Genomic DNA, 24,763 nt, shown 5'->3' on the forward strand with positions numbered 1-24,763 from the left:
GGGGCCGGGGGAACCGAAAAAGGCAGAATCCATGACCCTCTCGCTGGACGACATCGCCTGGCACCGCAACGTCGGCCAACTGATCGACGCGCTCGACCGGGTGAACTTCTGGACCCTCCTGGTGCGCCAACTGGAGCAGTACCTGGACTTCGACAGCTGGGTCGCGCTGCTTTTCAGCAACGACCAGGCGCCGCGGGTGTTCGCCGAATCCCCGGGCGGGACGGCAACCCCGACTCGCTGTTCCAGGATTACCTCGCCGGCCTGTACCTGCTCGACCCCTTCTACCTCGCCAGCCGCGAACAACCGCAGAGCGGCCTCTATCGCCTGGCCGAGGTGGCCCCCGAGGACTTCGAGCGCACCGAGTACTACCAGCGTTACTTTCGCCTGAACCTGGTGGCCGACGAGATCCACTTCAATTGCCAGCTCGACGACGAACGTACCCTGTGCCTGTCATTGGGCGCCCGGCAGCGCTTCACGCCGCAGCAACTGGCCCTGTTGTCGCTGATCCAGCCCTGGGTGCTGAGCCTGCTGCGCCAGCGCCTGGCCCACGAGCGAAGCCCACAGCCGGAGGCCGCGCCCCACCCGGATGGCAACTGGCGCAACCGCCTGGAAAACTCGCTGCAACGGTTCAAGGGCGCGCAACTGACCGCTCGCGAACGGGAGATCGGCCACCTGATGCTCAGCGGTTGCTCCGGCAAGGAGATCGCTCGTAAGCTGCAAATCTCTGCCGAAACCGTGAAAGTCCATAAAAAGCACATCTACGGCAAGCTGGGCATCAAGTCCCAGTCCGAGCTGTTTTCGATTTTTCTCCAGGCGCAGCATGCCTGATGCCTGGAGCCGCGGTGAGCGCGCATTGCGCTGCGCCACGGCCGTCCCCTACAACAACAAGATCGTTGGCCACACAAGAAGAATGAGTCGTAAAAAACGAAATCTATAGAGTCCGAACCAAGGAAACCGTATGAGCCTGTCCCTCCTGAGCCGCTACGCCTTCTTTGCTGCCTGCGTGATTTTCACCCTCGCCAGCCTCCCTTTCCTCGAACACGACTGGCTCTGGCCAATCACCCTGGTCACCGCCCTGCTCAGCCTGCTGGGCATTTTCGACCTGCTGCAAAGCCCCCACGCGGTACGCCGCAACTACCCGATCCTGGGCAATATCCGCTACCTGGTGGAAGGCATTCGCCCGGAGATCCGCCAGTACCTGCTGGAATCCGACAGCGACGCCCTGCCCTTCTCCCGGGCCCAGCGCTCGCTGGTCTATTCGCGGGCCAAGAACGAAAGCGCCGACAAGCCGTTCGGCACCCTGGTCGATGTCTACCAGTCGGGCTTCGAGTTCATCGGCCACTCCATGCGCCCGGCGCCGCTGAGCGACCCCGGCAGCTTCCGGGTCACGGTCGGCGGCCCGCAATGCACCCAGCCCTACTCGGCCTCGGTGTTCAATATCTCGGCCATGAGCTTCGGCTCCCTCAGCGCCAACGCCATCCGCGCCCTCAACCAGGGCGCCAAGCTTGGCAACTTCGCCCATGACACCGGCGAAGGCAGCATCAGCCCCTACCACCGGGAAAACGGCGGCGACCTGACCTGGGAACTGGGCAGCGGCTACTTCGGCTGCCGCACCAGCGACGGCCGCTTCGACCCCGAGCGTTTCGCCGCACAAGCGCAGAGCCCGCAGGTGCGGATGATCGAAATCAAGATGAGCCAGGGCGCCAAGCCCGGCCACGGCGGCATCCTGCCCAAGCACAAGGTGACCCAGGAAATCGCTGACACCCGCGGTATCCGCATGGGCGAGGACTGCATCTCGCCCTCGAGCCACAGCGCCTTTTCCACACCGATCGAGATGATGCATTTCATCCAGCAACTGCGTGAGCTGTCGGGCGGCAAACCCGTGGGCTTCAAGTTCTGCCTCGGCCATCCGTGGGAGTTCATGGGCATCGCCAAGGCCATGCTGGAAACCGGCATCCTCCCCGACTTCATCGTGGTCGACGGCAAAGAAGGCGGCACCGGCGCCGCGCCGGTGGAGTTCACCGACCACATCGGCGTGCCGATGCGCGAAGGCCTGCTGTTCGTGCACAACACCCTGGTGGGCCTGAACCTGCGCGACAAGATCAAGCTCGGCGCCAGCGGCAAGATCGTCAGCGCCTTCGACATCGCCAGCGTATTGGCCATCGGTGCCGACTGGGCCAACTCGGCGCGTGGCTTCATGTTCGCCATCGGCTGCATCCAGTCGCAAAGCTGCCACACCAACAAATGCCCGACCGGTGTCGCCACCCAGGACAACCTGCGCCAGCGCGCCCTGGTGGTGCCGGACAAGGCCCAGCGAGTGTTCAGCTTCCACCGCAACACCCTCAAGGCCCTGGCCGAAATGCTCGCCGCCGCCGGCCTGACCCACCCTTCGCAACTGGAAGCCAAGCATCTGGTGCGGCGCATGTCGGCCACCGAGATCAAGCTGTTTTCGCAGTTACACGTGTTCCTCAAACCCGGCGAACTGCTCACCGGCGCAGTCAGCGGCGAGTTCTACTCGCGTATGTGGCAACTGGCCCGCGCCGACAGCTTCGAGCCCAACAGCGAAGCCGCGGCCTGACCCGCCACTCGCCATGCCCCGGCCTTGGCGCCGGGGCTTTTTTCGACCCGCAAAGGACGCAACCCCCGTGCTCAAAGTCATCGCCGAAGACTTCATCAAGCCCGAACACCTCGACACCGTACGCCCGTGGTACGCCGAACTGGTGGAGAAAACCCGCCAGGAACCGCTGTGCATCGCCTACGATCTGTTCGTCGATCAAAAAGACCCCGGGCACTTCATCTTTATCGAGCAGTGGCCGGACCGCGCCGCCCTCGACGCCCACTGCCAGACCGAGCACTTCACCCGCCTGGTGCCGCAGATCAACGCCTTTCAGAGCCGCGAGTGCCGCGTGCTGCTGATGGACGAGTTCTAGAACACCCGACCCTGCCCATGCTTGACCGGACCACCGAAAGCAGAACAAACCCTCGCTGACCGTTCGGAGATCCGCCATGCCATTGCTGTCATTCGACCAACTGTCCCGCCAGTTGCCTGCCCCCTGGCAATCCTCGCTGGTGGGCCAGGTGGGCCCGGCCCGTATCAAGGTGCTGCGCATGGACCAGCAGCCCTATCAGGAAGAAACCCACGACTTCAACGAAGGGCTGCTGGTGACCCAGGGCTGCCTGCGCCTGGGCATTGCCGGCGCCACCGTGGAAGTCCTGCCCGGCCAGATGTACCTGGTGCCGGCCGGCCAGGCCCACAGCGTGCTGCCCGGCAGCCACGGGACCCTGGTGATCATCGATGTGCAGCCGGCCCCCTGATTGACTCAACCGCGGTAACCACCTGCCCCAAGGTCGCTCCGACCGGCGGGCCCATGCACGGAGAAGCCCATGCCTCGTCGTCTATTCGCAGTGATCGCCCTACTGATGTCGTTCAACAGCGCCTTTGCCAGCGAACGCTGGCAAACCCTGCCGCCCACGCCGGCCCCGGTGGCCGGGGCACAAGTCGGGACCGCCGAGGTCAATGGCATCCGCCTCTACTACAGCAAGATCGGCCACGGCTCGCCGGTGGTGCTGCTGCATGGCGGCCTGGGCAATGCCGACTACTGGGGGCATCAGGTCCGGGCCCTGGCCGCCAGGCATACGGTGATCAGCGTCGACAGCCGCGGCCACGGGCGCAGCACCCGGGATGCCCGGCCCTATGGCTACGACCTGATGGCCGACGACGTCATCGCCCTGCTTGACCAGTTGAAGATCCCCCGCGCCGATATCGTCGGCTGGAGCGACGGCGCGATCCTTGGCCTGGACCTGGCCATGCGCTATCCGCAACGGGTCGGCAAGGTCTTCGCCTATGCCGCCAACACCCGGACGTCCGGGGTCAAGGAAGGCGTGGAGAACAACCCGACCTTCGCCGCCTATATCGAACGCGCGGGCCAGGAATACACCCGCCTGTCGCCGACGCCCAAGGAGTACCAGGCTTTTGTCGAGCAGATCAGCCACATGTGGGCCAGCCAGCCCAACTGGAGCGACGCCGACCTGGCGAAGATCAAGACCCCGGTGCTGATCGTCGATGGCGACCATGATGAAGCCATCAAGCGCGAGCACACCGAATACATGGCGGCGACGATTCCCGGCGCCGGGCTGCTGATCCTGCCAAACGTCAGCCACTTCGCCTTCCTCCAGGACCCGGGCTTGTTCAACGCAGCCCTGGAACATTTCCTCGACGACCAATAGCCCCGGCGCCCCTCTCGGCCCCAGCCACGGATGCCCCCCTTATCAGGGACATCCACACCCCTCAATATGCACATACGCATAATAAAATTGCATTTACGCATAATTATTCTAGAGTTGTATTCAGACCCGGTCAGCGCAGGCCATCGAGGCTGGCACGGCGCGGCAACCACTCCCCGGGTCCGGCTACTCGCAATAGCCACTACGCAACGACAACCCAGCCGGAGGCTGGTTTTCATTCATGGAGGATGAACATGTTAAGTAGCAACTCAACCCCAAGCGGCACCCCCAGGCCCTGCCCCAGTGCCTGGCCGGTACGTTGCTCGACCCGCAATTGAGCGACGTCGATCCACAGGCCGAAATGGCTCCCCAAGCCGCCGCCCGGCTCAATTTCAGCGTGCAGCAGCAAACCCAGAGCAACTGGTGCTGGGCGGCCCTGTCCGCTTCGGTCGGCAACTATTACGGCACCGGTTCCTGGACCCAGTGCGCGGTGGCCAACGCCGAACTGGGCCGCAACTCCTGCTGCAGCCAACCCGGGCCGTGCAACGTCTACGGCTACCTGGACTCGGCGCTGCGGACCACCCGCAGCTACGGCGGCATGCGCGAGAGCCGGGTGCAGATGCCGGCGATCGAGAACCAGCTCGGCATGGGCCGGCCGGTCGGCCTGCGCTGTGCCTGGTACGGCGGCGGCGCGCATTTCCTGACGATCTACGGCAGCGACGGCGGTTACATCCTGGTGGCGGACTCGATCTACGGTTACTCGACCCGCGCCCTGAACAGCTTCCCCGGTTCCTACAACGGCGGCGGCAACTGGACCCACACCTACTTCACCCGGAAAAACTAGGAGGCGTCATGCAACTGACTTACCCCAAGGCGCCCGTCGATGGCGTCCAGCAACTGCGTTCGGCGCTCCAGGCGGCCCTGCGGACCCAGGGCTTCGGCATCAACCGCGGGTTTGCCAACGCCCGTGCCGGCAACCTGAGCCTGTCCCAGGCATTTCGTGGCTACACCCTCAGCCTGGAGGACCTGGCCCAGGACAAGGGATTGGCCCAGGCCAGGGCCGGTGATTGGCATTACCTGGTATTCGACGCGGGAGTGACGATCGCCGATGCGCAATTGACCGAGGTGGCCGGCAAGGTCGGATTCTCCGCGCTGAACCACGGCGCCCTGGCAGCGTCCGCGGTCAGCGCCCTGGACCTGGCGGAACAGGCCCCCCGGCTGCAGGGAAAAAGCTATGAGCTGCGGTTGTTGTTCATTCCGGCGTTGCAGGTGACGGCAGTCTGGCTGCATCGGCTCGATGAAGAGGTACTGATTCCCATCGAGCCCACGCCGAAAACCCTGGCGGCCCATCAGCTCCACAGCGAGACGACCTTGCTGACACTGCTGGCGCCCGCGGCGCGAACGGCCAAGGCCATTTTCGACGCCGATACCAGCGGCACCCTGGGCGGCTGACCCGGGCAAAAAAAATCCGGCGGCCCTTGCGGGGCGCCGGATTTCTCATGCCTGCCATGCACAGCCGCATGGCGCAGCAGGTCAGGACAGCGAACGCGCCTGACCCTGCTGGACATTGCTCGGTTGCAGCTTGAACAGGTAGAACAGCACCGTCAGCAGCACCAGGAACGCCGGGCCGACATACAGCGCCACGCGGGTGTCCGGGAAGTAGGCCATCAGCCCCACCACCAGCACCAGGAACGCCAGGGCCAGGTAGGAACTGACCGGGTACAGCCACATGCGGTACTTCAGGCCGGCACGTTCCGAGGCGCTCAGGCCTTTGCGGAATTTGAGCTGGGCCAGGAGGATCATCACCCAGGTCCAGATCGCGCCGAAGGTGGCGATGGAGGTCACCCAGACGAAGACTTTTTCCGGCACCAGGTAGTTCAGCAGCACGCCCAGCAGCAAGGCGAAGATCGACAGCAGCAGCGCGCGACGCGGCACGCCGTTGTGCGAGGTCTTGGCGAAACCGGCCGGGGCCTGGCCGTTCTGCGCCAGGCTGTAGAGCATGCGCCCGGTGCTGAAGATGCCGCCGTTGCACGACGACAGCGCCGCGGTGATCACCACGAAGTTGATAATGCCGGCGGCGGTCTTGATCCCCAGGCGCTCGAAGGTCATCACGAACGGGCTGCCCTGGGTGCCGATCTCGTTCCACGGGTAGATCGACAGGATCACGAACAGCGCGCCCACGTAGAACAGCAGGATGCGCCAGAACACCGAGCCGATGGCATTGGGAATAGTCTTCTGCGGGTTGCGCGCTTCGCCGGCGGTCAGGCCGATCATCTCCACGCCCAGGTAGGCGAACATCACCATCTGCAGGGACATCAGCACGCCGGTCACGCCGTTGGGCATGAAGCCGCCGTGGGTCCACAGGTTGGAGATGCCCAGGGCCACGCCGTCGTTGCCGAAACCGAAGGCGATGATACCGACGCCGCCGATGACCATGGCGATGATGGTGACGATCTTGATCAGGGCGAACCAGAACTCGAATTCACCGAAGGCCTTGACCGCGATCAGGTTGATCGACCCCATGCTCACCAGGGCCGCCAGGGCCCAGATCCAGCGCGGCACATCGGGGAACCAGATGCCCATGTACACCGCCACCGCGGTGATTTCCGCGACGCAGGTCACCAGCCACAGGAACCAGTAGTTCCAGCCGGTGAGAAAGCCCGCCAGCGGGCCCAGGTAGTCTTGCGCGTAGCGGCTGAAGGAACCCGCGACCGGGTTGTGCACCGCCATCTCGCCGAGGGCGCGCATGATCACCAGGATCGCCAGGCCGCCGAGGATGTAGGACAGCATGATGGCCGGGCCGGCCATTTCGATGGCCTTGGCCGAACCGAGGAACAGGCCGACACCGATACAGGCGCCAAGCGCCATCAAGCGAATATGCCGTTCGCCGAGTTCGCGTTTCAGCGGGCCGCCGTTAGCGGTCTCGCCTTGGGGCAGGTGGTTGCCAACTGGCATAGGGATACAACCTCATCTTGTTATTGGATTGAGCCACCGAGTCTGCGAGGCACGCACGGGTAGCCCGTGCCAGCCAGAGCGGATCGACCTTGTGGGCCGATGCGTCTTGTAGGACAAATCCTGCAAGATCAGTGGGGCGTGCAGTATAAAAAGCTCGCGAGAGGCTTTTTCACTCTATAAGCAGCTAAATTCAGAAAGAAATCTCGGTATCGACCGGTTTTACGGAGGAGCATGACCTGAGATTTTGATCTTTTGTCATTTTTGAGCGGCGCCGAGTATTGCACAGCCATGGGGCAGCGTCATGCCCCTACCTAGGGCGTATTTACCGGCCAATACGGCTCTATCTCAAGCCTCTCCCGCCTCGCCCCGAGACCTGTAGGACCGAGCTCGCTCGCGATAAACCCGAAGGCGCGGCGATGCCTCGGATACACCGCGTCATCGTTGACGACCATCGCGAGCACGCTCGCGCCTACAGGGGGCGACGGAATGTTTTCAGGCCAATCACAAATTTTTCACCATCGCCCACCACCGTCTAAGCTTCAGACAAGTCCGATCAATCTGCGTGAATGGATCAGTCGACTATGGGTGCTTTGTGGCAGACCGATTCGAGTAAAACCGTGGTGCCAACTGATCGCGTGGAAGAAGCGCCTATCCCTGAAAAACCCCATTCGAGCCGGCATTGGTGGCGGCTGTTCTGGCTGTTGCTGCTCATGGCGCTGATCGCCCTGGGGTTCGCCGTGTCCAAGGAGGTCCGCACCTCCAAGCTGCAAGCCCGCGAATTCAGCTCGTTCGCCGCCGACTTGAGCTACTCCATGGCCCCTGGCCCCAGCGACGCGGTGGTCTACCCGGGCGCCGGGCCCTTCGACAAGCGCCTGGGCTACAGCGCCCTCGACGAGTTCCTGTCGCGCCTGCTCAAGCGCGGTTATGTGGTGCAGGCGCAGACGCGCTTTTCCGCTGCGTTGATGGACTACAGCGAAAACGGTTTTTTCGTGCCCTATGCCGAGAAAATCCAGGCCGGGTTGTCGATCACCGATTGCCGCGCGGCGCCGCTCTATCAATTCAAGTACCCGCAACAGCTCTATTCAAACTTTGCCGCCATCCCGCCGGTGATGGTGCACAGCCTGCTGTTCATCGAGAACCGCGACCTGCTCGACCCCGAACAGCCCCTGGCCAACCCGGCGGTGGACTGGCCGCGCTTTGCCAAGGCCGCCTGGTCGCAAGTGGCCAAGCTGTTGCATCTGCCCGGCCAGACAGCCGGCGGCAGCACCCTGGCGACCCAGCTGGAGAAATACCGGCACTCGCCGGACGGCCTGACCGTCTCCGGCGCGGAAAAGATCCGGCAGATGATTTCCGCCAGCGTACGGGCTTACCAAGGCGGCCAGCAGACCCTCGAGGCCCGGCGGCGGATCATCCGCGACTACCTCAACAGCGTGCCGTTGTCGGCCGTGCCCGGCCACGGCGAAGTGCACGGCATGGCCGAAGGGTTGCGGGTCTGGTACGGCGCCGACTTCACCCAGGTCAACCAACAGCTGGCCAGCACCGCCAGTGATCCGCAGAGCCTGGCGCAGCGCGGCCTGGCCCTGCGCCAGGTGCTGTCGCTGATGATTGCCCAGCGCCGGCCTTCGCATTATCTGTCCAAGGGCCGCGACGAGCTGGCCGACCTCACCGACAGCCATATCCGCCTGCTGACCCAGAACGGGGTGATCGATACGCCGCTGTCGGCCGCGGCCCTGGCGAGCAAGGTCACGTTCCGCGACTGGGTGCAGCAACCGACGATCCAGCCGATCGAGACCAACAAGGGCATCAGCGTTGCCCGCAGCCGCCTGGCCGGCCTGCTCAACCGGCCGCTGTACGACCTCGACCGCCTCGACCTGTCGGCCACCAGCACCTTGCAAAGCGACCTGCAACGCCAGGCCACCGACTACCTCAAGCACCTGGCCGACCCGGTGTTCGCCGGCCAGATCGGCCTGCTCGGCGAACGCCTGCTGACTCCCACCAGCACCACCCAGGTCCGCTACAGCTTTACCCTGCTGGAACTGACGCCGGACGGCTCGCGCGTGCGGGTCCAGACCGACAGCACCGACCAGCCCTTCGACATCAACGAAGGCAGCAAGCTGGAGCTGGGCTCCACCGCCAAGCTGCGGGTGCTCACCACCTACTTGCAGATCGTCGCCGAACTGCATGATCGCTACGGCGCCGAAACCCCGGCGGCGCTGAAGAAAGTCGAGATCGCCGAACAGGACCGCCTGAGCCGCTGGGCCGTGGACTACCTGATCCAGAACAACGACCGCAGCCTGCCGAAAATGCTCGAGGCGGCCCTGGACCGCAAATACTCGGCCAGCCCCGGCGAAAGCTTTTTCACCGGCGGCGGGCTGCACACCTTTCATAACTTCCGCAAGGAAGACAACGGCCGCATGCCGACCCTGCGCGATGCCCTGCGCGAGTCCATCAACCTGCCGTTCATCCGCCTGATGCGCGACCTGGTGCGCTACAGCACCTACGCCGGCCCCAACAACAGCGCCGCCCTGCTCAAGGACGACGGCGACCCGCGGCGCCAGGAATACCTGGCCAAGTTCGCCGACCGCGAGGGCACGTCGTTCCTCCTGCGGTTCTGGAAGAAATACCGCAACAAGGACACCCAGGAGCGCCTGGACACCTTCCTGGACAGCATGCACCCGACGGCGATCCGCCTCGCCGCCGTGCACCGCTACCTGTTGCCGGAAGCCAGCCAGGAGAGCTTCAACAGCTTCGTGCGCTCGCACCTCAAGGGCGCCAAGCTGCCGGAAAAGCTCACCGACGAACGCCTCGACAAGCTGTATTACAGCTACGGCCCCGGCGCCTACGACCTGCCCGACCAGGGGTATATCGCCAAGGTCCACCCGCTGGACCTGTGGCTGCTGGGCTACCTGTTGAACAACCCCGACGCCAAGTTCAGCCAGATCGTCAAGGCCAGCGAGTTCGAGCGCCAGGAGGTCTACAGCTGGTTGTTCAAGAGCCGGCACAAGAGCGCGCGCGACAGCCGCATCCGCACCATGCTGGAGATCGAGGCGTTCCTCGACATTCACCAGCGCTGGCAGAAAGTCGGCTATCCCTTCGACCACCTGGTGCCTTCCCTGGCGACCGCCATCGGCAGTTCCGGCGACCGCCCCGCGGCCCTGGCCGAGCTGGTCGGGACCATCCTCAACGACGGCGTGCGCATGCCGACCCTGCGCATCGACAGCCTGCATTTCGCCGCCGACACGCCTTACGAAACCAAACTGGTCAACGACCCGGCCGAGGGCAAGCGGGTGATGCCTCTGGAAGTCGCCGTGGCCCTGCGCGGGGCCCTGTCGCAAGTGGTGGACGCCGGCACCGCCAAGCGCGTCTCCGGCAGTTTCAAGCTGGCCGACGGCACCCCGCTGGCCATGGGCGGCAAGACCGGCACCGGCGACAACCGCATCGAAGCCATCGGCTCCGGCGGACGGATTCTCAGCTCGAAGTCGATCAACCGCACCGCCACCTTCGTGTTCTATATCGGCGAACACCACTTCGGCACCCTCACCGCCTACGTGCCTGGCGCCTCGGCCCAGGCCTTCAAATTCACCTCGGCCCTGCCGGTCCAGGTGCTCAAGGGCATGGCGCCGATCCTCACCCCGTACTTGCAGCCAGGCAGCAGCACCCAGTGCCTGGGCGGCGTGGCGCAACGCTGACGCCCTCCCCCGTAGACAAGGCCCGCCGCCACCTGTAGCCGCTGCCGCAGGCTGCGCCAAGGGCCGCAGGACCTCTCTCAAGAGTGCGCCTCCCGCGGAGTCGATCGCAGCCTTCGGCAGCGGCTACAGGTGCCCTCCATTTCCTGGCGAATCTTCATTCTCCGACCAACGGCAGGTCCGGTAAGCGTAGAAACGCTTGCGCAGTTTTTAAGATATATCTTAAGTTATGTCTTAACTGCACAGGAGAAAGAGAAAATGAGAGAGCACCACCACCCCCATCGCGAATACGGCGACGGCCACGACGGTTTCGAAAAACGCCCAGGCCGCGAACGCGGCGGTCGCGGCCCGCGGGTCTTCGCCCTGGCGACCTGAAGCTGCTGTTGCTGGCGCTGATCGCCGAACAGCCGTGCCACGGCTACGACCTGATCCGCCAGATCGAGGGCATGTTCGACGGCGCCTACAGCCCGAGCCCCGGCGTGATCTACCCGACCCTGACCTTCCTCGAAGAGAGCGAACTGATCAGCGGCGACGCCGAAGGCGGGAAAAAACGCTACAGCGCGACCGACGCCGGTCGTCTGTCATTGAAAGACCAGGCGATTGCCCTGGACGGCGTACGCATGCGTATCGACGTCAGCAAACGCTCGCTGCGCGGCCACGATCGGCCGGCGGAAATCCACGAAGCCGTGCACAACCTGCGCCATGCCCTGCAGATGCACCACGGCCGCTGGAACCCACAGGAAATCGTGCGGGTCCGCGACCTGCTGAACAACACCGCCCGCGCCATCGTCGACGGCCCGGCCACCCCTTCCATACAGGAGTCAGCTGAATGACCGCCGATAATTCGAACACCATTCATCGAGTCAGCCACGAGATCAAACGCCGCCGCCTGGAGGTGCTGCGAGTGGTCGACCTGACCCCGCGCATGCGCCGCATCACCCTGGGCGGGCCGGAACTGGCCGGCTTCATCAGCCTGGGCAGCGACGACCATATAAAGCTGCTGTTCCCGCAGAACGCCGAACAGCAGGCTGCGCTAGACACCCTGGTGCTCGGCCCGGGCAAGGACAACGGCGCGATGCCGGCCATGCGCGACTACACCCCGCGGCGCTACGACCTGGATATCGGCGAGCTGGACATCGACTTCGTCCTGCACGGCGACGGCCCCGCCGCCACCTGGGCCGAACAGGCCACGCCCGGCCAGTTCCTGCATATCGGCGGACCGCGGGGCTCGATGATCGTGCCGGATATATTCGACAGCTACTTGCTGATCGGCGACGAGACCGCGATCCCCGCCATCGCCCGCCGCCTGGAAGAACTGCCGGCCGGACGCCAAGTGCTGGCGGTGATCGAGGTGCAGGACGCAGCCGAGCGGCAAGCGCTGGAAAGCGCGGCGCAGGTGGACGTGATCTGGGTCGAGCGCGACCGCAACCAGGACCTGCTCGACACCGTGCGCGGGCTGCAAGTCCCCGGCGGCAAGCTGTACGCCTGGGTGGCCACGGAAAGCAAAGTCTCGCGGCAGGTTCGCCGGGTGCTGCTGGACGAGCACCAATTGAATGACGAATTCGTCAAGGCCGCCGGTTACTGGCGCCTGGACGGCAGCGAGGAAGAATAGAAACCTATCGCGAGCAAGCTCGCTCCTACACGACCCCATGGACCTGTAGGAGCGAGCTTGCTCGCGATGCCCTTCAGCCAGACGCCACCGAACCACTACCCCGCCACCGATCAATCCCCACCAGTAACAGCGCCACCAGCACGAACCCCGCCAGAATGCCCAGCGCATTCATGAACACCTGCGCGTAGCCCAGCTTGTCCACGTCGACGAACGGATAGGGATACAGCCCCAACACATGCCCGCGCAGCAGCACATAAGCGAAATACAGCAGCGGGTAGAGCACCCACCCGGCGACATGCCGCGCCCTCAGGCAGCCCTTGGGCACACAGCACCACCACCAGGCCAGGAACAGCAGCGGCATCACGTCGTGCAGCAACTCGTCCGCCACCAGCTGCCAGCCCTGCGGGTGCCACAGGTGACGCAGCAGCAGGCTGTAGGCCAGCCCCACCACCAGGATGCTGGTCGCGATACCGCCAATGACCCAGGGTTGCAGGAAAAACCGCTGCCCGCGCGAGCTGCGCAGGTTCAGCGCGCACGTCAGCACCACCGCCACCAGGGTGTTGCTGAGCACGGTGAAAAAGCTGAAGAAGTTGATCAGTCCGCCCAGCAGGCTGGCTTCCACCGTCCAGCGCAGGTGGAGGATCAGGTACAACTGGATCGTCAGCCCCGTCCAGCCGAGCAACGCCGCCAGCGCGCTGAACAACCGTTTGCCGCCTGAAGGAAAAACCGCCTCGACCGCCATCGGATGTCCTTAGAGCGGGCGTTTGGTGCGCTGCAATTTCACGTACAGCTGCTCGACCTTCTCCCGCGCCCAAGGCGTCTTGCGCAGGAAAGTCAGGCTCGACTTGATGCTCGGGTCGCTCTTGAAGCAACGGATATCGATGCGCTCGGCCAACCCCCGCCACTCGTAATGCTCCACCAGCGCCTTGAGGATCTGTTCCAGGGTGACGCCGTGCAGCGGGTCGTTGTTGGTTGCGGTCATGCCGGGCCTTCGAGCGAGAGAAAGGAAAGTCGCGCACCTTAGCCGAGCACCCGGTCAGGTGGAAGAGGCGAACGCGCACGCTGAATCAACTGTAGCCGCTGGCGCAGGCGTTGATACCCATGAGATCACCGCGCGCTCGCAACCTGCGGCAGCGGCGACATTGGAGCCCCTCTCAGGCGCGTTGAAAAAAGTTCCTTTCTTTTTGAATAAAAAGAGATGTTATATTGTATCAACACAAAACAAACCCCGATCCAGACACCTCGCCGTGTCACCCCTGTTCTCTTTTGCCTCAAAGCGCCCAGCGCTACGCTTGCCAAGGAATGACCGATGTCCCTCTCCGCCTCCCGCCCTTCTCGCTCTTTGTTCTGGCGCCTGACGCCGTTGTCCGCCGCCTTGCTGCTTGGCTCCCAAGCCCACGCCCTGGAGCTGCAACCGCAGGTCATCACCGCCAACCCACTGGGTAGCCAGCAAACCGCGGCGCCGAGCACAGTGCTCGAAGGCGACGCCCTGACCCTGCAACAACAAGGCAGCCTCGGTGAAACCTTGAATAAGCAGCCCGGCGTGTCTTCGTCGTACTTCGGCCCGGGCGCCAGCCGGCCGATCATTCGCGGCCTGGACGGCGACCGCATCCGCCTGCTGCGCAACGGCGTCGGCGCCCTCGACGCCTCGTCGCTGTCCTACGACCACGCGGTGCCGCTGGACCCGGTCAACGTCGACCGCATCGAGATCGTCCGCGGCCCGGCCGCCCTGCTGTACGGCGGCAACGCCATCGGCGGCGTGGTCAACACCTTCGACAACCGCATCCCACCGAGGCCATCGAAGGCATCCACGGTGCCGGCGAACTGCGTTACGGCGGCGCCGACACCACCCGCAGCAGCGCCGGCAAGCTGGAAGCCGGCAACGGCACCTTCGCCCTGCACCTGGACGCCAACTCGCGGCAGTTCAACGACCTGAAGATCCCCGGCTACGCCCGCAGCCGCCACGCCCCGGCCAGTGAAGACGGCGACGGCAAGAAAGGCCGCCTGGGCAACAGCGACGGCCGCCAGGACGGCGGCGCCGTCGGCGGTTCCTATACCTGGGACGACGGTTACGCCGGGCTGTCCTACAGCAACTACGACGCCAACTACGGATCGCCGGCCGAAGACGACGTGCGCATCCGCATGAAGCAGGACCACTACGCTTTCGCTTCGGAACTGCGCAACCTCGACGGCCCGTTCAGCTCGTTGAAATTCGACGCCGGCTACACCGATTACGAGCACCGCGAAATCGAAGGCGGGGAAACCGGCACCACCTTCAAGAACAAGGGCTACGAAGCCCGCGTCGAAGCCCGTCACCTGCCCCTGGGCCCGCTCAATGGCGTGGTCGGCGCACAAGTCACCCGCAGCGAATTTTCCGCCCTCGGCGAAGAAGCCTTCGTACCGCAGACCGACACCGACAGCGCCGCGCTGTTTATCCTCGAAGAGCTGCAGGCCACCGACCGCCTGACACTCAGCCTCGGCGGGCGCCTGGAACACACCCGCGTCGACCCCGACAGCAAAGGCAACGAGCGCTTCAGCCAGGCCGACAGTTCCAGCAGTTTCACCGCCGGCAGCCTGTCGTCCGGCGCGGTCTATACCCTGACGCCGATCTGGTCCCTGGCCGCGACCCTGGGCTACACCGAACGCGCCCCGACCTTCTACGAGCTGTACGCCAACGGCGCCCACGTGGCCACCGGCACCTATGAAGTCGGCGACGCCAACCTGTCGAAGGAAAAAGCCGTGTCCAGCGACCTGGCCCTGCGCTTTGACAACGGCACCCACAAAGGCAGCGTCGGGGTGTTCTACAGCCACTTCTCCAACTATATCGGGCTGCTCGGCAGCGGTCGCACCCTGAACGACGAGGGCGAGGAAGACGCCGGCGGCATGCCTGAATACCGCTACTCCGGCGTGCGCGCGCGCTTTGCCGGCATCGAGGCCCAGGACCACTGGAAACTCGGCGAAAGCGCCTACGGCAAATTCGCCCTGGAACTGTCCGGCGACTACACCCGCGCCAAGAACCTGGACAACGGCCAGGCCCTGCCGCGCATCGCCCCGCTGCGCCTGAACAGCGGCCTGCTGTGGGAACTGGACCGCTGGCAGGCGCGCATCGACGTCGAACACGCCGCCAGCCAGGGTCGCGTGCCCGACAACGAAAGCGGCACCGACGGCTACACCACCCTGGGCGCCAGCGCCGGCTACCACTTCGATATCGGCAGCAGCCAGTGGCTGGCTTTCGTCAAGGGCGAGAACCTGACCAACCAGACCGTGCGCTACGCCAGCTCGATCCTGCGCGACATCGCCCCGGCCCAGGGCCGCAGCGTCGAATTCGGCTTGCGGACCACGTTCTAAGACAACACCCGCGGCGGCCTGCAACGGGCCGTCGCACGCCAAGGATTTCCCGGCGCACAACGCGCCGGGAGCGCGCACTGTTACCGGATCCGAAATGATCCATGTCAACAAAAGCCCTTTCTCTGGCCTAGCGGGCTGTTTTATCCTTCGCGCGGCTCAAGCTGAAACCTTTAATCCTGCCTTTTGCCTCAGCTGATGCCTGCGTGCTCGCGCCGATGCGAACCGAGTGACGCGAGCCTTTGCTTGCCTGCCCACTTCCTTGAACAAGACCAAGATTTCACTGTATGCCTGACGCTAAAACCTTTAAAGACAGCGCTGTCTCTCACCCTGCAATTCTGCCCAAGACCCTGACCCTGCTCAGCGCCCTCGGCCTGGCCACCTGCGCCCAGGCCGCGCCGGCCTTCGACAGCGAGTCGCCCTGGATGCTCGGCGACTGGAACGGCACCCGCAGCGAACTGGCGAAAAAAGGCTACGACTTCAAGGTCGACTTTGTCGGCGAAATGGGTTCCAACCTGCACGGCGGCTACGACCACGACCGCACCGCGCGCTTCAGCGACCAGTTCGCCTTCGGCAGCCACCTGGACCTGGACAAGATCCTGGGCTGGAACGATGCCGAATTCCAACTGACCATCACCAAGCGTGACGGCGACAACATCAGCAACGACCGCATCAACGACCCGCGGGTCGGCGGCTTCACCTCGGCCCAGGAAGTCTGGGGCCGCGGCCAGACCTGGCGCCTGACACAGATGTGGTACCAGCAGAAATTCCTCGACCAGGCCCTCGACATCAAGGTCGGCCGCTTCGGCCAGGGCGAAGACTTCAACAGCTTTCCCTGCGACTTCCAGAACCTGGCGTTCTGCGGCTCCCAGGTCGGCAACTGGGCCGGCAGCGTCTGGTACAACTGGCCGGTCAGCCAGTGGGCGCTGCGGGTCAAATATCACCTGACGCCTGAGCTCTACGCCCAGGTCGGCGCCTACGAGCAGAACCCCTCCAACCTCGAGCGCAACAACGGCTTCAAGCTCAGCGGCAGCGGCACCCAGGGCACCCTGCTGCCGGTGGAGCTGGTGTGGTCGCCGAAGCCGGGCGGGCTGCCGGGCGAATACCGCGCCGGTTACTACTACAGCAGCGCCAAGGCCACCGACGTCTACAAGGACAGCAACGGCCAGCCGGCCGCGCTGAGCGGCGACGCCTACCGCAGCAGTTCGAGCAAGCACGGCCTGTGGCTCGGTGCGCAACAGCAGATCACCAGCCTGGCCAGCGACCACTCGCGGGGCCTGAGCCTGTTCGCCAACGCGACGATGCACGACAAGAAGACCAACGCCATCGACAACTATGTCCAGGCCGGTCTGGTCTACAAGGGCCTGTTCGATGCGCGCGCCAAGGACGACATCGGTTTCGCCATGGCCCGGGTCCACGTCAACCCGGCGTACCGCAAGAATGCCGAGGCGCAGAACCAGGCCAAGGTCGTCTACGACTACGACAACCCGGACTACCTGCCGCCCCAGGACACCGAATACAGCGCCGAGCTGTACTACGGCGTGCATGTGACCAACTGGCTGACCGTGCGCCCGAACCTGCAATACATCCGCCACCCGGGCGGCGTGGATCAGGTCGACGACGCGCTGATCGGCGGGATCAAGATCCAGAGCTCGTTCTGACCGGCCCTGGAGCCGTTCAATCTGAATAAAACTGTTTTCTCGAAACGTTTTCCCAAACACCGCTGAACCATACCCGCGCTTGATCGTCATCTACAGTGAACAAGCGCGGGAATACCTTAAACATCACGGAGAACCACACTATGAGCACAGAGGGTGCTTCAAGTCCGAGCCGCCTGCTGCCGAGCCTGCTCGGTATCGTGCTGCTGCTAATGGGCCTGGCCTTGCTGGCCGGGGGGATCAAGCTGAGCATGCTCGGCGGCTCGCTGTACTACCTGCTGGCCGGTATCGGCCTGGTCATCAGCGGCGTGCTGCTGCTGGCAGGCCGTAGCGCTGCATTGCTGGTGTACGGGGTGGTGCTGTTCTTAAGCTCCATCTGGGCACTGTGGGAAGTCGGCCTGGACTGGTGGCAACTGGTGCCGCGTCTGTCGCTGTTCTTCGCCCTGGGTGTGGTTCTGCTGTTGCCGTGGTTCCGTCGTCCGCTGCTGCGCAACGGCCCGGCGCCGCTGGGTACCGCGGTACTGGGCGTGGCCGTGGTCCTGGCCGGTGGCGCCGCGATCGGCAGCCAGTTCACCAACCCGGGCGAGATCTCGGGCGAACTGGGCCGTGAAACCGCCGACACCACCAGCGCCGCGCCGACCATGCCCGAAGGCGACTGGCAGGCCTATGGCCGCACCGAATTCGGCGACCGCTACTCGCCGCTGAAGCAGATCACCCCGGCCAACATCGGCAAGTTGCAGGAAGCCTGGCGCATCCGCACCGGCGACATGCCGACCGCCAAGGACCCGGTGGAGATCACCAACCAGAACACCCCGCTGAAGGTCAACGGCAAGCTCTACGCCTGTACCGCCCACAGCCAGGTGCTGGCGCTGGACCCGGACACCGGCAAGGAAATCTGGCGTTTCGACCCGAAGATCCAGGGTCCGAACGGTGACGACTTCCGCGGCTGGGCGCACATGACCTGCCGTGGCGTGTCGTACTACGACGAAGCCAGCTTCACCAAGAGCGACGCCATCAGCACCCCGGCCAGCCTTTCCGCCGCCGGCCAGGCGATTGCCGCCAGTTGCCCGCGCCGCCTGTTCCTGCCAACCGCCGACGCGCGCCTGATCGCGATCAACGCCGACACCGGCAAGGTCTGCGAAGACTTCGGCAATAAAGGCGCGGTGGACCTGAAAGCCGGTATCGGCCCGTTCACCCCGGGCGGCTACTACTCGACATCGCCTGCCGCCATCACCCGTAACCTGGTGATCATCGGCGGCCACGTGACCGACAACGAGTCGACCAACGAGCCGTCCGGCGTGATCCGCGCCTTCGACGTGCACGACGGCCACCTGGTGTGGAACTGGGACGCCGGCAACCCCGACGAAACCGCGCCGCTACCGGAAGGCCAGACCTACACTCGCAACTCGCCGAACATGTGGTCCCTGGCCAGCGTCGACGAGAAGCTGGGCCTGGTCTACCTGCCGCTGGGCAACCAGATGCCTGACCAGTGGGGCGGCAACCGCACCGCGGGCGCCGAGAAATTCAGCGCCGGCACCGTGGCCCTGGACATCGACACCGGCAAGCTGCGCTGGAACTACCAGTTCACCCACCACGACCTGTGGGACATGGACGTCGGCAGCCAGCCGACCCTGGTGGACATGAAGACCGCGGACGGCATCAAGCCCGCGCTGATCCAGCCGACCAAGCAAGGCAGCCTGTATGTGCTGGACCGCCGCGACGGCACCCCGATCGTGCCGATCCAGGAAGTACCGGCGCCGACCGGCGCGGTCGAAGGCGACCACACCGCACCGACCCAGGCCCGTTCGGACCTGAACCTGCTGCCGCCGCCACTGGAAGAAAAAGGCATGTGGGGCGCCACGCCGTTCGACCAGATGCTGTGCCGCATCCAGTTCAAGGAACTGCGCTACGAAGGCCAGTACACCCCGCCGTCGGTCCAGGGCAGCCTGATCTACCCGGGTAACGTCGGTGTGTTCAACTGGGGCAGCGTGTCGATCGATCCGGTCCGCCACCTGCTGTTCACCAGCCCGAACTACATGGCCTTCGTCTCCAAGCTGGTGCCGCGCGCCGAAGTGGCCGCCGGCAGCAAGCGCGAAAGCGAAACCTCCGGCGTGCAGCCGAACACCGGCGCGCCTTACGCGGTGATCATGCATCCGTTCATGTCGCCGTTCGGCGTGCCCTGCCAGGCCCCGGCCTGGGGCTACGTGGCCGGTATCGACCTGACCACCAACAAGGTGGTGTGGAAGCACAAGAACGGCACCAGCCGCGACAGCTCGCCGGTCCCGATCGGCTTGCCCATCGGTGTACCGAGCATGGGCGGTTCGATGGTCACCGCCGGTGGCGTCGGCTTCCTCAGCGGCACCCTGGACCAGTACATCCGCGCCTATGACGTGAACAACGGCAAGGAACTGTGGAAATCCCGCCTGCCCGCCGGCGGCCAAGCCACGCCGATGAGCTACACCGGCAAGGACGGCAAGCAGTACGTGCTGGTGGTCGTCGGCGGCCACGGCTCGCTGGGCACCAAGATGGGCGACTACATCATCGCCTACAAACTGTCGGAATAAGCCTTACCGACGGTGAATGAAAAGGCGGCTACCTGCGGGTAGCCGCCTTTTTTTGTCCCTGTGAATCCTGGGTTGCCAGGCCTGGCGCCCACAACGATCTCAAGGCCCATGGCGATCCATGTAGCCGCTGCCGAGCCCGCGAGGCTGCGAACGTCTGCGCAGCGGACGCAATGGCGGTATCCCCATTTGCCTGATACACCGGGTCGCCCGGTTTGGCGTCCGCTTCGCGGCCGTTCACAGCCTCGCCAGGGCTCGGCAGCGGCTACAGGCCAATGCCGATCCAGGAGCGGTGGTGGCACCCAACCACGATCGATGTAGGAGCGCTGGTGGCGCGGGAGGACAGCAGCGAAAATTCCTACAGCACGTGTCGAACCCCATCACCTTGTCCTGACGGGCCATGGACTTTATGGTTTGTCGGTCGCTGCAAACTCAGTGACAGGGGTGTGGAAGCCCTTATATCGTTAGGCGCGCAAAGCAACGTGGGTCGGGCTTTTTTTGCCTGCACTTATGGTGGCTGTGCGCGGGGCACTTCGAGTGCGCCGGGTGCCTAACGTCCCGGTCTTCCACACCCGCGTACAGCCGCCACCTGATTACGTGGAAGTGATTTCTGGCGACTCCGACTCATACGTTAGGAACAGACCAATGAAAAAACTCACGCCAAATCCACCCACCCACCTCGACGACAACGCCTCCCGCCGCTACATGGCCCTCACCAGCAACGACTGCACCATCCCCAGCTTGCTGATCGACACCGAGGCGCCGCTGGATGTGCTGCACGAAGCCGCCGCCCATCGCATCCGCGCCGTGGCGCAGTTACTGGAGAACATCGCCGGCGACGACCAGCTCCTCGGCAATCCGGCGTTGCTCCAGGATTTCGCCCAGCTCTGCGTCATCCCCCTGCGCGACGGCTGCGACCTGCTGGATGTGCTGGGCCGGCGCTTGCAAGCGCCGCTGCTGGGCTGAGCCCCGAGCAGAACCTGGACCGGCCGCCCCGATCGCTCCTGAGAACACCTCCCGGCCTCTGCGCAAGCGTCCGTCATCGCAAAACGACACTAGCCCATTTGTGCTAATCGACCCTCCTCCGACGCGCCGATATAGTGCCCTTCAACCAGTCGCTCCCCCAACACCGCCGCCCCACGGTGTCGGGAGCGGCTGCGTCGTAGAAACACAACAACACCAAGGAAGCGTCATCATGAAACTCCAACCCACTACCCGCACCCTCACCCTGCTCGGCATCCTGGCACTCGCCCTGGGCGGTTGCGCCATCGCCAAACCCAGCAACGACGACCTCAAGAACCGCGCCCAGACCACCCTCGGCAAGCCCGTGACCAGCGTCTCCAATGTGCGTAGCGACGCCTCGCAGACCTACTTCACCGCCAGCACCGGCAACGGCGAATACAACTGTGTATTGCCCAGCGGCGGCATGGTCGCCTTCGCCTCCATGGGCGGAGTGGTAGCGCTCCCCGCCGAATGCACCAAGCAATAAAGGTCGGGCTCGCTCTCGCGGCGCCGAGGAATCGGCTTGCAACGCCTCGACTCAGCGCGGCTCAAGCGCTCCTGCTGCAATCGCAGAGCGCTTCTGGGAAACACCAAGGAAGATACGTCATGAAAAAAGCTCATCTATTGGCCCCCGCCGTCCTGCTCCTCGCGAGCGCACTGGCCGGTTGCTCAACCAACCCCAACGTCCTGCAGATGCACAAGGTCACCGCCGAAGCGATTGGCCTGGCCTCCACGGACGAACTCACCATGGGCCCTGTCACCAAAGGCAAAGAGGACTTTCTGGGCGGCTCGGAACTGACCTACAAAGCCACCACCGCCAAGGGTCGCGTGTTCAACTGCTCGACCTTCATGACCCCGGGCATTCTGCTCGACCCTCCGAGCTATTCGCGGATTACCTGCACGAAATAACCTCGGCGCCCCAGCCCCGCGCCAGCCAGGCCGGGGCGGTGGCGGTATCGGCGCCATACTCGTGCGCCCTCAGGTCGCCATGCGCGACTTGAGCAGCCAATGTTCAAATTCGGCGGCGCCCAGCGGGCGGCTGATCAGGTAGCCCTGGGCCGTGTCGCAATGCCAGCGCTCCAGCAGGCGCAGGCTGCGCTCCTGTTCCACCCCTTCAGCCACCACCTTGAGCCCCAGGTTGTGGCTCATCTCGATGGTGGAGCGCACGATCACCGCGTCGCCGCTGGTTTCGTCGAGGTTGCGGATAAACGACTGGTCGATCTTCAATTCCTGCACCGGCAGCCGCTGCAATTGCGCCAGCGACGAGTAGCCAGTGCCGAAGTCATCCACCGACAGGCTGATGCCGCAGTTGCGCAGGCTCTGCAACACCTCCAGCGCCTGCTCCGGATGACGCATGATGGCGCTTTCGGTGATCTCGAAAATCAGTTGTTCGGCGGACAGCCGATAACGCTGCAGCAACACGCTGACCCGCGCCGCCAGGTCGTTGCCATGCAAATCGTCCACCGAGATATTCAACGACAGCTGCAGGTGCAGCCCACGCATGTTCCATTCGGCCAGTTGCCGCATGCCCTCCTCGATCACCCACAGGGTCAGGCTGTTCATGCTGCCGGTACGCTCGGCCAGGGGGATGAATTCCGCCGGCGAGACCATGCCGAACTCCGGATGCTGCCAGCGCAGCAAGGCCTCGGCCTGGTGCACATGGCCATGACGCAGGTCCAGCTTGGGCTGGTATTGCAGGAACAGCTCGCCCTCCGCCGCCGCCCGGCGCAGGTCGCGGATCAGGCCGACCTGGCGCTGGTGGGCCAGGTCGCGGTCCTGCTGGTAGATCTGCAGGAATCCAGGCTGGGCCGCCGCGTCGTGACGGGCGATGGCCGCACGGCTGACCAGTTCTTCCGCCGATTGCCCGTCGGTGGGGTAGACCGCCACGCCAATGCACACCTGGCGCTGTACTTCATCGCCATGGAGGGTTTGCGGCCGGCTCAGCAAGGCGTGCAGGCGCTCGGCCATGGCCACCGCGCCATCGATCTCGGTGTTTTCCAGCAGCAACAGGAACTCGTTGGCGGTGATGCGCGCGGCGGTATCCCCGGCGGACACCGTCTCCGACAGCCGCCGGCTGACTTCGCGCATCATTTGCTCGACGCCCTCCGGGCCCAGGCCTTCGTTGATCGCCCGATAGTCCTCGATGCCCACGTACAGCAGCACCACGTTGCGCCCGGCGCTGATGGCGCTGCCCAGGCGCTCCATCGCCAGTGCCCGGTTGGGCAGGCCGGTCAGGGGATCATGCAGGGCGTTGTGCGCCAGTTGCAGTTCGCGGCTGGCAATCCCGCTCTGCATGGCGTTGATCGCCTCGGCCAGCAGGCCGAACTCGTCGTTGCGCTTGAGCTGCACCGGCGCCTGGTAGTTGCCCTCGCCGATGCGCCGGGCCGCCTCGGCCAGCACCGTCAGCGGCCGCGATACCCGCCGCGCCATGAACAAGGCACCGACCAGCGACACCACCAGCGCCACCACGGCAATGACCAGAAACTCCCGGTCCAGCGGCGCGAAGGCCTGCAAGGCGTGATCCAGGGGGCTTTGCAGCAGCGCCACGACCTTGGGGTCGTCGGGGTCGTCGGTGTTGGCCAGTTGCAGGGCCTGATTGAGGAAACGCTTGCCGTGGGCATCGCTCAACTGCGGTCGCAAACGCCAGGACGAATCGCGCAGGGTGGTGATGATGCTCGCCCAGAAGATATCCGGCTGAGTGCTGAACAGCTCGCCCGCACGCCCGTCCTGCAAGGAGAGGAACGACACCTCCAGGTTGCTCATGGAACGCAGCTCGCTGGCGAACAGATCGTCCATGCGAAACGCCATGACCACCCGGTTCATGTGCGACGGCGTCAGCACCTGCCCCTGGACCAGCAGGTAAGGCTGGCCCTTGAGCGCGACGATCAGCATGCTTTTGTTCTGTCGCAGGGCTGTGCGCAAGGCCCGGTCGTAAGGAAAGTGCTCGCCCTCGGCGATCGCCGCCAGGGTACTGGTAATGACCGCCCCACCGGCGCCGAGCACGAACAGCTCGCTGCCGCGGATGCCAGTACCGTGCTGGCGCAGCGTCTCGAGAATCTCCCGGGAATTGCCGTTGATCACCGCCTCGCGGAACTCGGCGTCCACCACCAGCCAGTCAACGCCGTAGCGCAAACGCCGGCCGCGCAGTTCGAGCAGACGCTCGAACACCCGGGTGCCGGTCTGCAGTTGCACTTGCGCCTGGTTTTCCACCGCATGATTGGTCGCGGCCTTGACGGCGAAATACACCACGCCGATCACGATCAACAGCAATAACGCCAGTACCCCGGTGATCCTCACCTGGAATGTATGGCGCCACTTCATGAGTCGGATCTCGCCACCGCGACCCCGCTGTCGTCCACCCTGAGCACCCACGGCGACACACGCCGCTCCCCGCTGAAAAGTCCCTTGATCATTACGCGTCCCTCTGGGCGGCTGAAGATGCGTCAAATAAATGCCATTTCCTTAGCGGCATTTAATCGGTCCAGATTAGACCGCCGCGAGAAGAAGATCACGCAATAAAATCAGGGGGTTCATAATGTCATTTTTCTGTCGCCGCCAATTTACTAGCGTTTCCACGCAGAAATGACAGCCTGCCCATCAGCGTTTCAAAAACGGCACCGCGTTGCGGCGACATGGACTGAAATAATTGATCCGCCCCACCGCCCATTGAAACCGTCCGTCACCTGCCCCATCTAACTTCCATACCCCATTGCGCAGGTG

The 24,763-nt window shown here is 64.5% G+C and carries 17 protein-coding genes and 4 pseudogenes; 16 read left to right on the forward strand and 5 right to left on the reverse strand.

All coding sequences use genetic code 11. The annotated features are described in order from the left end of the window. The first annotated feature begins 31 nt into the window (after nt 1-31). From BTN82_RS23380 to BTN82_RS23400, 5 genes and pseudogenes are all read left to right on the forward strand, one after another. Nucleotides 32-828: pseudogene (locus BTN82_RS23380) on the forward strand (response regulator transcription factor). A gap of 130 nt (nt 829-958) precedes the next feature. Further along, nucleotides 959-2,578, forward strand: coding sequence for an FMN-binding glutamate synthase family protein (locus tag BTN82_RS23385; protein WP_075121457.1), 1,620 nt, complete (start codon nt 959-961; stop codon nt 2,576-2,578). Between the two features lie 67 nt (nt 2,579-2,645). Further along, entirely contained in the window at nt 2,646-2,930 is a 285-nt protein-coding gene (locus BTN82_RS23390) for a putative quinol monooxygenase (RefSeq protein ID WP_075121458.1), read from the forward strand. A 76-nt stretch (nt 2,931-3,006) separates the two neighbouring features. Further along, nucleotides 3,007-3,315: a cupin domain-containing protein gene (locus tag BTN82_RS23395; RefSeq protein ID WP_075121459.1), complete on the forward strand. Its 309-nt coding sequence runs from the start codon at nt 3,007-3,009 to the stop codon at nt 3,313-3,315. Nucleotides 3,316-3,384: 69 nt separating this feature from the next. After that, entirely contained in the window at nt 3,385-4,227 is an 843-nt protein-coding gene (locus tag BTN82_RS23400) for an alpha/beta fold hydrolase (RefSeq protein WP_075121460.1), read from the forward strand. 232 nt (nt 4,228-4,459) lie between these two features. On the opposite strand, the gene BTN82_RS31650 is transcribed toward BTN82_RS23400, so the two are convergent. Beyond that, nucleotides 4,460-4,597, reverse strand: a complete 138-nt coding sequence (locus tag BTN82_RS31650; protein WP_261793014.1) for a hypothetical protein — start codon at nt 4,595-4,597, stop codon at nt 4,460-4,462. Here BTN82_RS31650 and BTN82_RS23405 point away from each other — a divergent pair. Together BTN82_RS23405 and BTN82_RS23410 are read left to right on the forward strand one after the other, a co-directional pair. Then, complete coding sequence (locus BTN82_RS23405) at nt 4,586-5,068, forward strand: papain-like cysteine protease family protein (protein WP_261793015.1); 483 nt, start codon at nt 4,586-4,588, stop codon at nt 5,066-5,068. The genes BTN82_RS31650 and BTN82_RS23405 overlap by 12 nt on opposite strands. Before the next feature lie 8 nt (nt 5,069-5,076). After that, nucleotides 5,077-5,676 (forward strand): hypothetical protein, encoded by a 600-nt coding sequence (locus tag BTN82_RS23410; protein WP_075121462.1) that lies wholly within the window; start codon nt 5,077-5,079, stop codon nt 5,674-5,676. A gap of 94 nt (nt 5,677-5,770) precedes the next feature. On the opposite strand, the pseudogene BTN82_RS23415 reads toward BTN82_RS23410, so the two are convergent. Beyond that, a pseudogene (locus BTN82_RS23415) lies at nt 5,771-7,179 on the reverse strand (amino acid permease); the annotation flags it as partial. A 581-nt stretch (nt 7,180-7,760) separates the two neighbouring features. On the opposite strand from BTN82_RS23415, the gene BTN82_RS23420 reads away from it, so the two are divergent. The 3 genes and pseudogenes from BTN82_RS23420 (at nt 7,761) to BTN82_RS23430 (ending at nt 12,477) form a co-directional block, all read left to right on the forward strand. Continuing rightward, nucleotides 7,761-10,868 carry a transglycosylase domain-containing protein gene (locus tag BTN82_RS23420; protein ID WP_075121464.1) on the forward strand — a complete coding sequence of 1,036 codons (3,108 nt, stop codon included), beginning with the start codon at nt 7,761-7,763 and terminating at the stop codon, nt 10,866-10,868. A 255-nt stretch (nt 10,869-11,123) separates the two neighbouring features. Next, nucleotides 11,124-11,698 (forward strand): annotated as a pseudogene (locus BTN82_RS23425) (PadR family transcriptional regulator). Beyond that, the gene (locus BTN82_RS23430) at nt 11,695-12,477 is read left to right on the forward strand and encodes a siderophore-interacting protein (protein ID WP_075121465.1); all 783 of its coding nucleotides are present in this window, start codon (nt 11,695-11,697) and stop codon (nt 12,475-12,477) included. The pseudogene BTN82_RS23425 and the gene BTN82_RS23430 overlap by 4 nt, the downstream one beginning before the upstream one ends. A 73-nt stretch (nt 12,478-12,550) precedes the next feature. Here BTN82_RS23430 and BTN82_RS23435 read toward each other — a convergent pair whose 3' ends face one another. Continuing rightward, entirely contained in the window at nt 12,551-13,219 is a 669-nt protein-coding gene (locus tag BTN82_RS23435; RefSeq protein ID WP_075121466.1) for a Pr6Pr family membrane protein, read from the reverse strand. A 9-nt stretch (nt 13,220-13,228) separates the two neighbouring features. Continuing rightward, nucleotides 13,229-13,459: a VF530 family DNA-binding protein gene (locus tag BTN82_RS23440; protein ID WP_053280713.1), complete on the reverse strand. Its 231-nt coding sequence runs from the start codon at nt 13,457-13,459 to the stop codon at nt 13,229-13,231. A 327-nt stretch (nt 13,460-13,786) separates the two neighbouring features. Between BTN82_RS23440 and BTN82_RS23445 the strand changes: the two are divergent. The 6 genes and pseudogenes from BTN82_RS23445 to BTN82_RS23470 all read left to right on the forward strand — a co-directional run bounded on the left by BTN82_RS23445 (nt 13,787) and on the right by BTN82_RS23470 (nt 21,952). Continuing rightward, nucleotides 13,787-15,825, forward strand: a pseudogene (locus BTN82_RS23445) (TonB-dependent receptor). Nucleotides 15,826-16,109: 284 nt separating this feature from the next. Beyond that, nucleotides 16,110-17,483, forward strand: coding sequence for a carbohydrate porin (locus BTN82_RS23450; protein ID WP_075121467.1), 1,374 nt, complete (start codon nt 16,110-16,112; stop codon nt 17,481-17,483). A gap of 140 nt (nt 17,484-17,623) precedes the next feature. Beyond that, on the forward strand, nt 17,624-20,044 hold the full coding sequence (locus BTN82_RS23455; RefSeq protein WP_075121468.1) for a glucose/quinate/shikimate family membrane-bound PQQ-dependent dehydrogenase: 2,421 nt from the start codon (nt 17,624-17,626) through the stop codon (nt 20,042-20,044). Between the two features lie 642 nt (nt 20,045-20,686). Further along, entirely contained in the window at nt 20,687-21,007 is a 321-nt protein-coding gene (locus BTN82_RS23460; RefSeq protein WP_075121469.1) for a hypothetical protein, read from the forward strand. 229 nt (nt 21,008-21,236) lie between these two features. Next, nucleotides 21,237-21,530 (forward strand): hypothetical protein, encoded by a 294-nt coding sequence (locus BTN82_RS23465; protein ID WP_075121470.1) that lies wholly within the window; start codon nt 21,237-21,239, stop codon nt 21,528-21,530. A 119-nt stretch (nt 21,531-21,649) separates the two neighbouring features. After that, a complete protein-coding gene (locus BTN82_RS23470; protein ID WP_075121471.1) occupies nt 21,650-21,952 on the forward strand; it encodes a hypothetical protein in 303 nt (100 codons plus the stop codon). 69 nt (nt 21,953-22,021) lie between these two features. On the opposite strand, the gene BTN82_RS23475 is transcribed toward BTN82_RS23470, so the two are convergent. Continuing rightward, the gene (locus tag BTN82_RS23475; protein ID WP_075121472.1) at nt 22,022-24,364 is read right to left on the reverse strand and encodes a putative bifunctional diguanylate cyclase/phosphodiesterase; all 2,343 of its coding nucleotides are present in this window, start codon (nt 24,362-24,364) and stop codon (nt 22,022-22,024) included. Between the last annotated feature and the right edge of the window lie 399 nt (nt 24,365-24,763).

The sequence above is a fragment of the Pseudomonas chlororaphis genome, from assembly GCF_001921865.1.
GTDB classification, from domain to species: Bacteria; Pseudomonadota; Gammaproteobacteria; order Pseudomonadales; family Pseudomonadaceae; genus Aquipseudomonas; species Aquipseudomonas chlororaphis_D.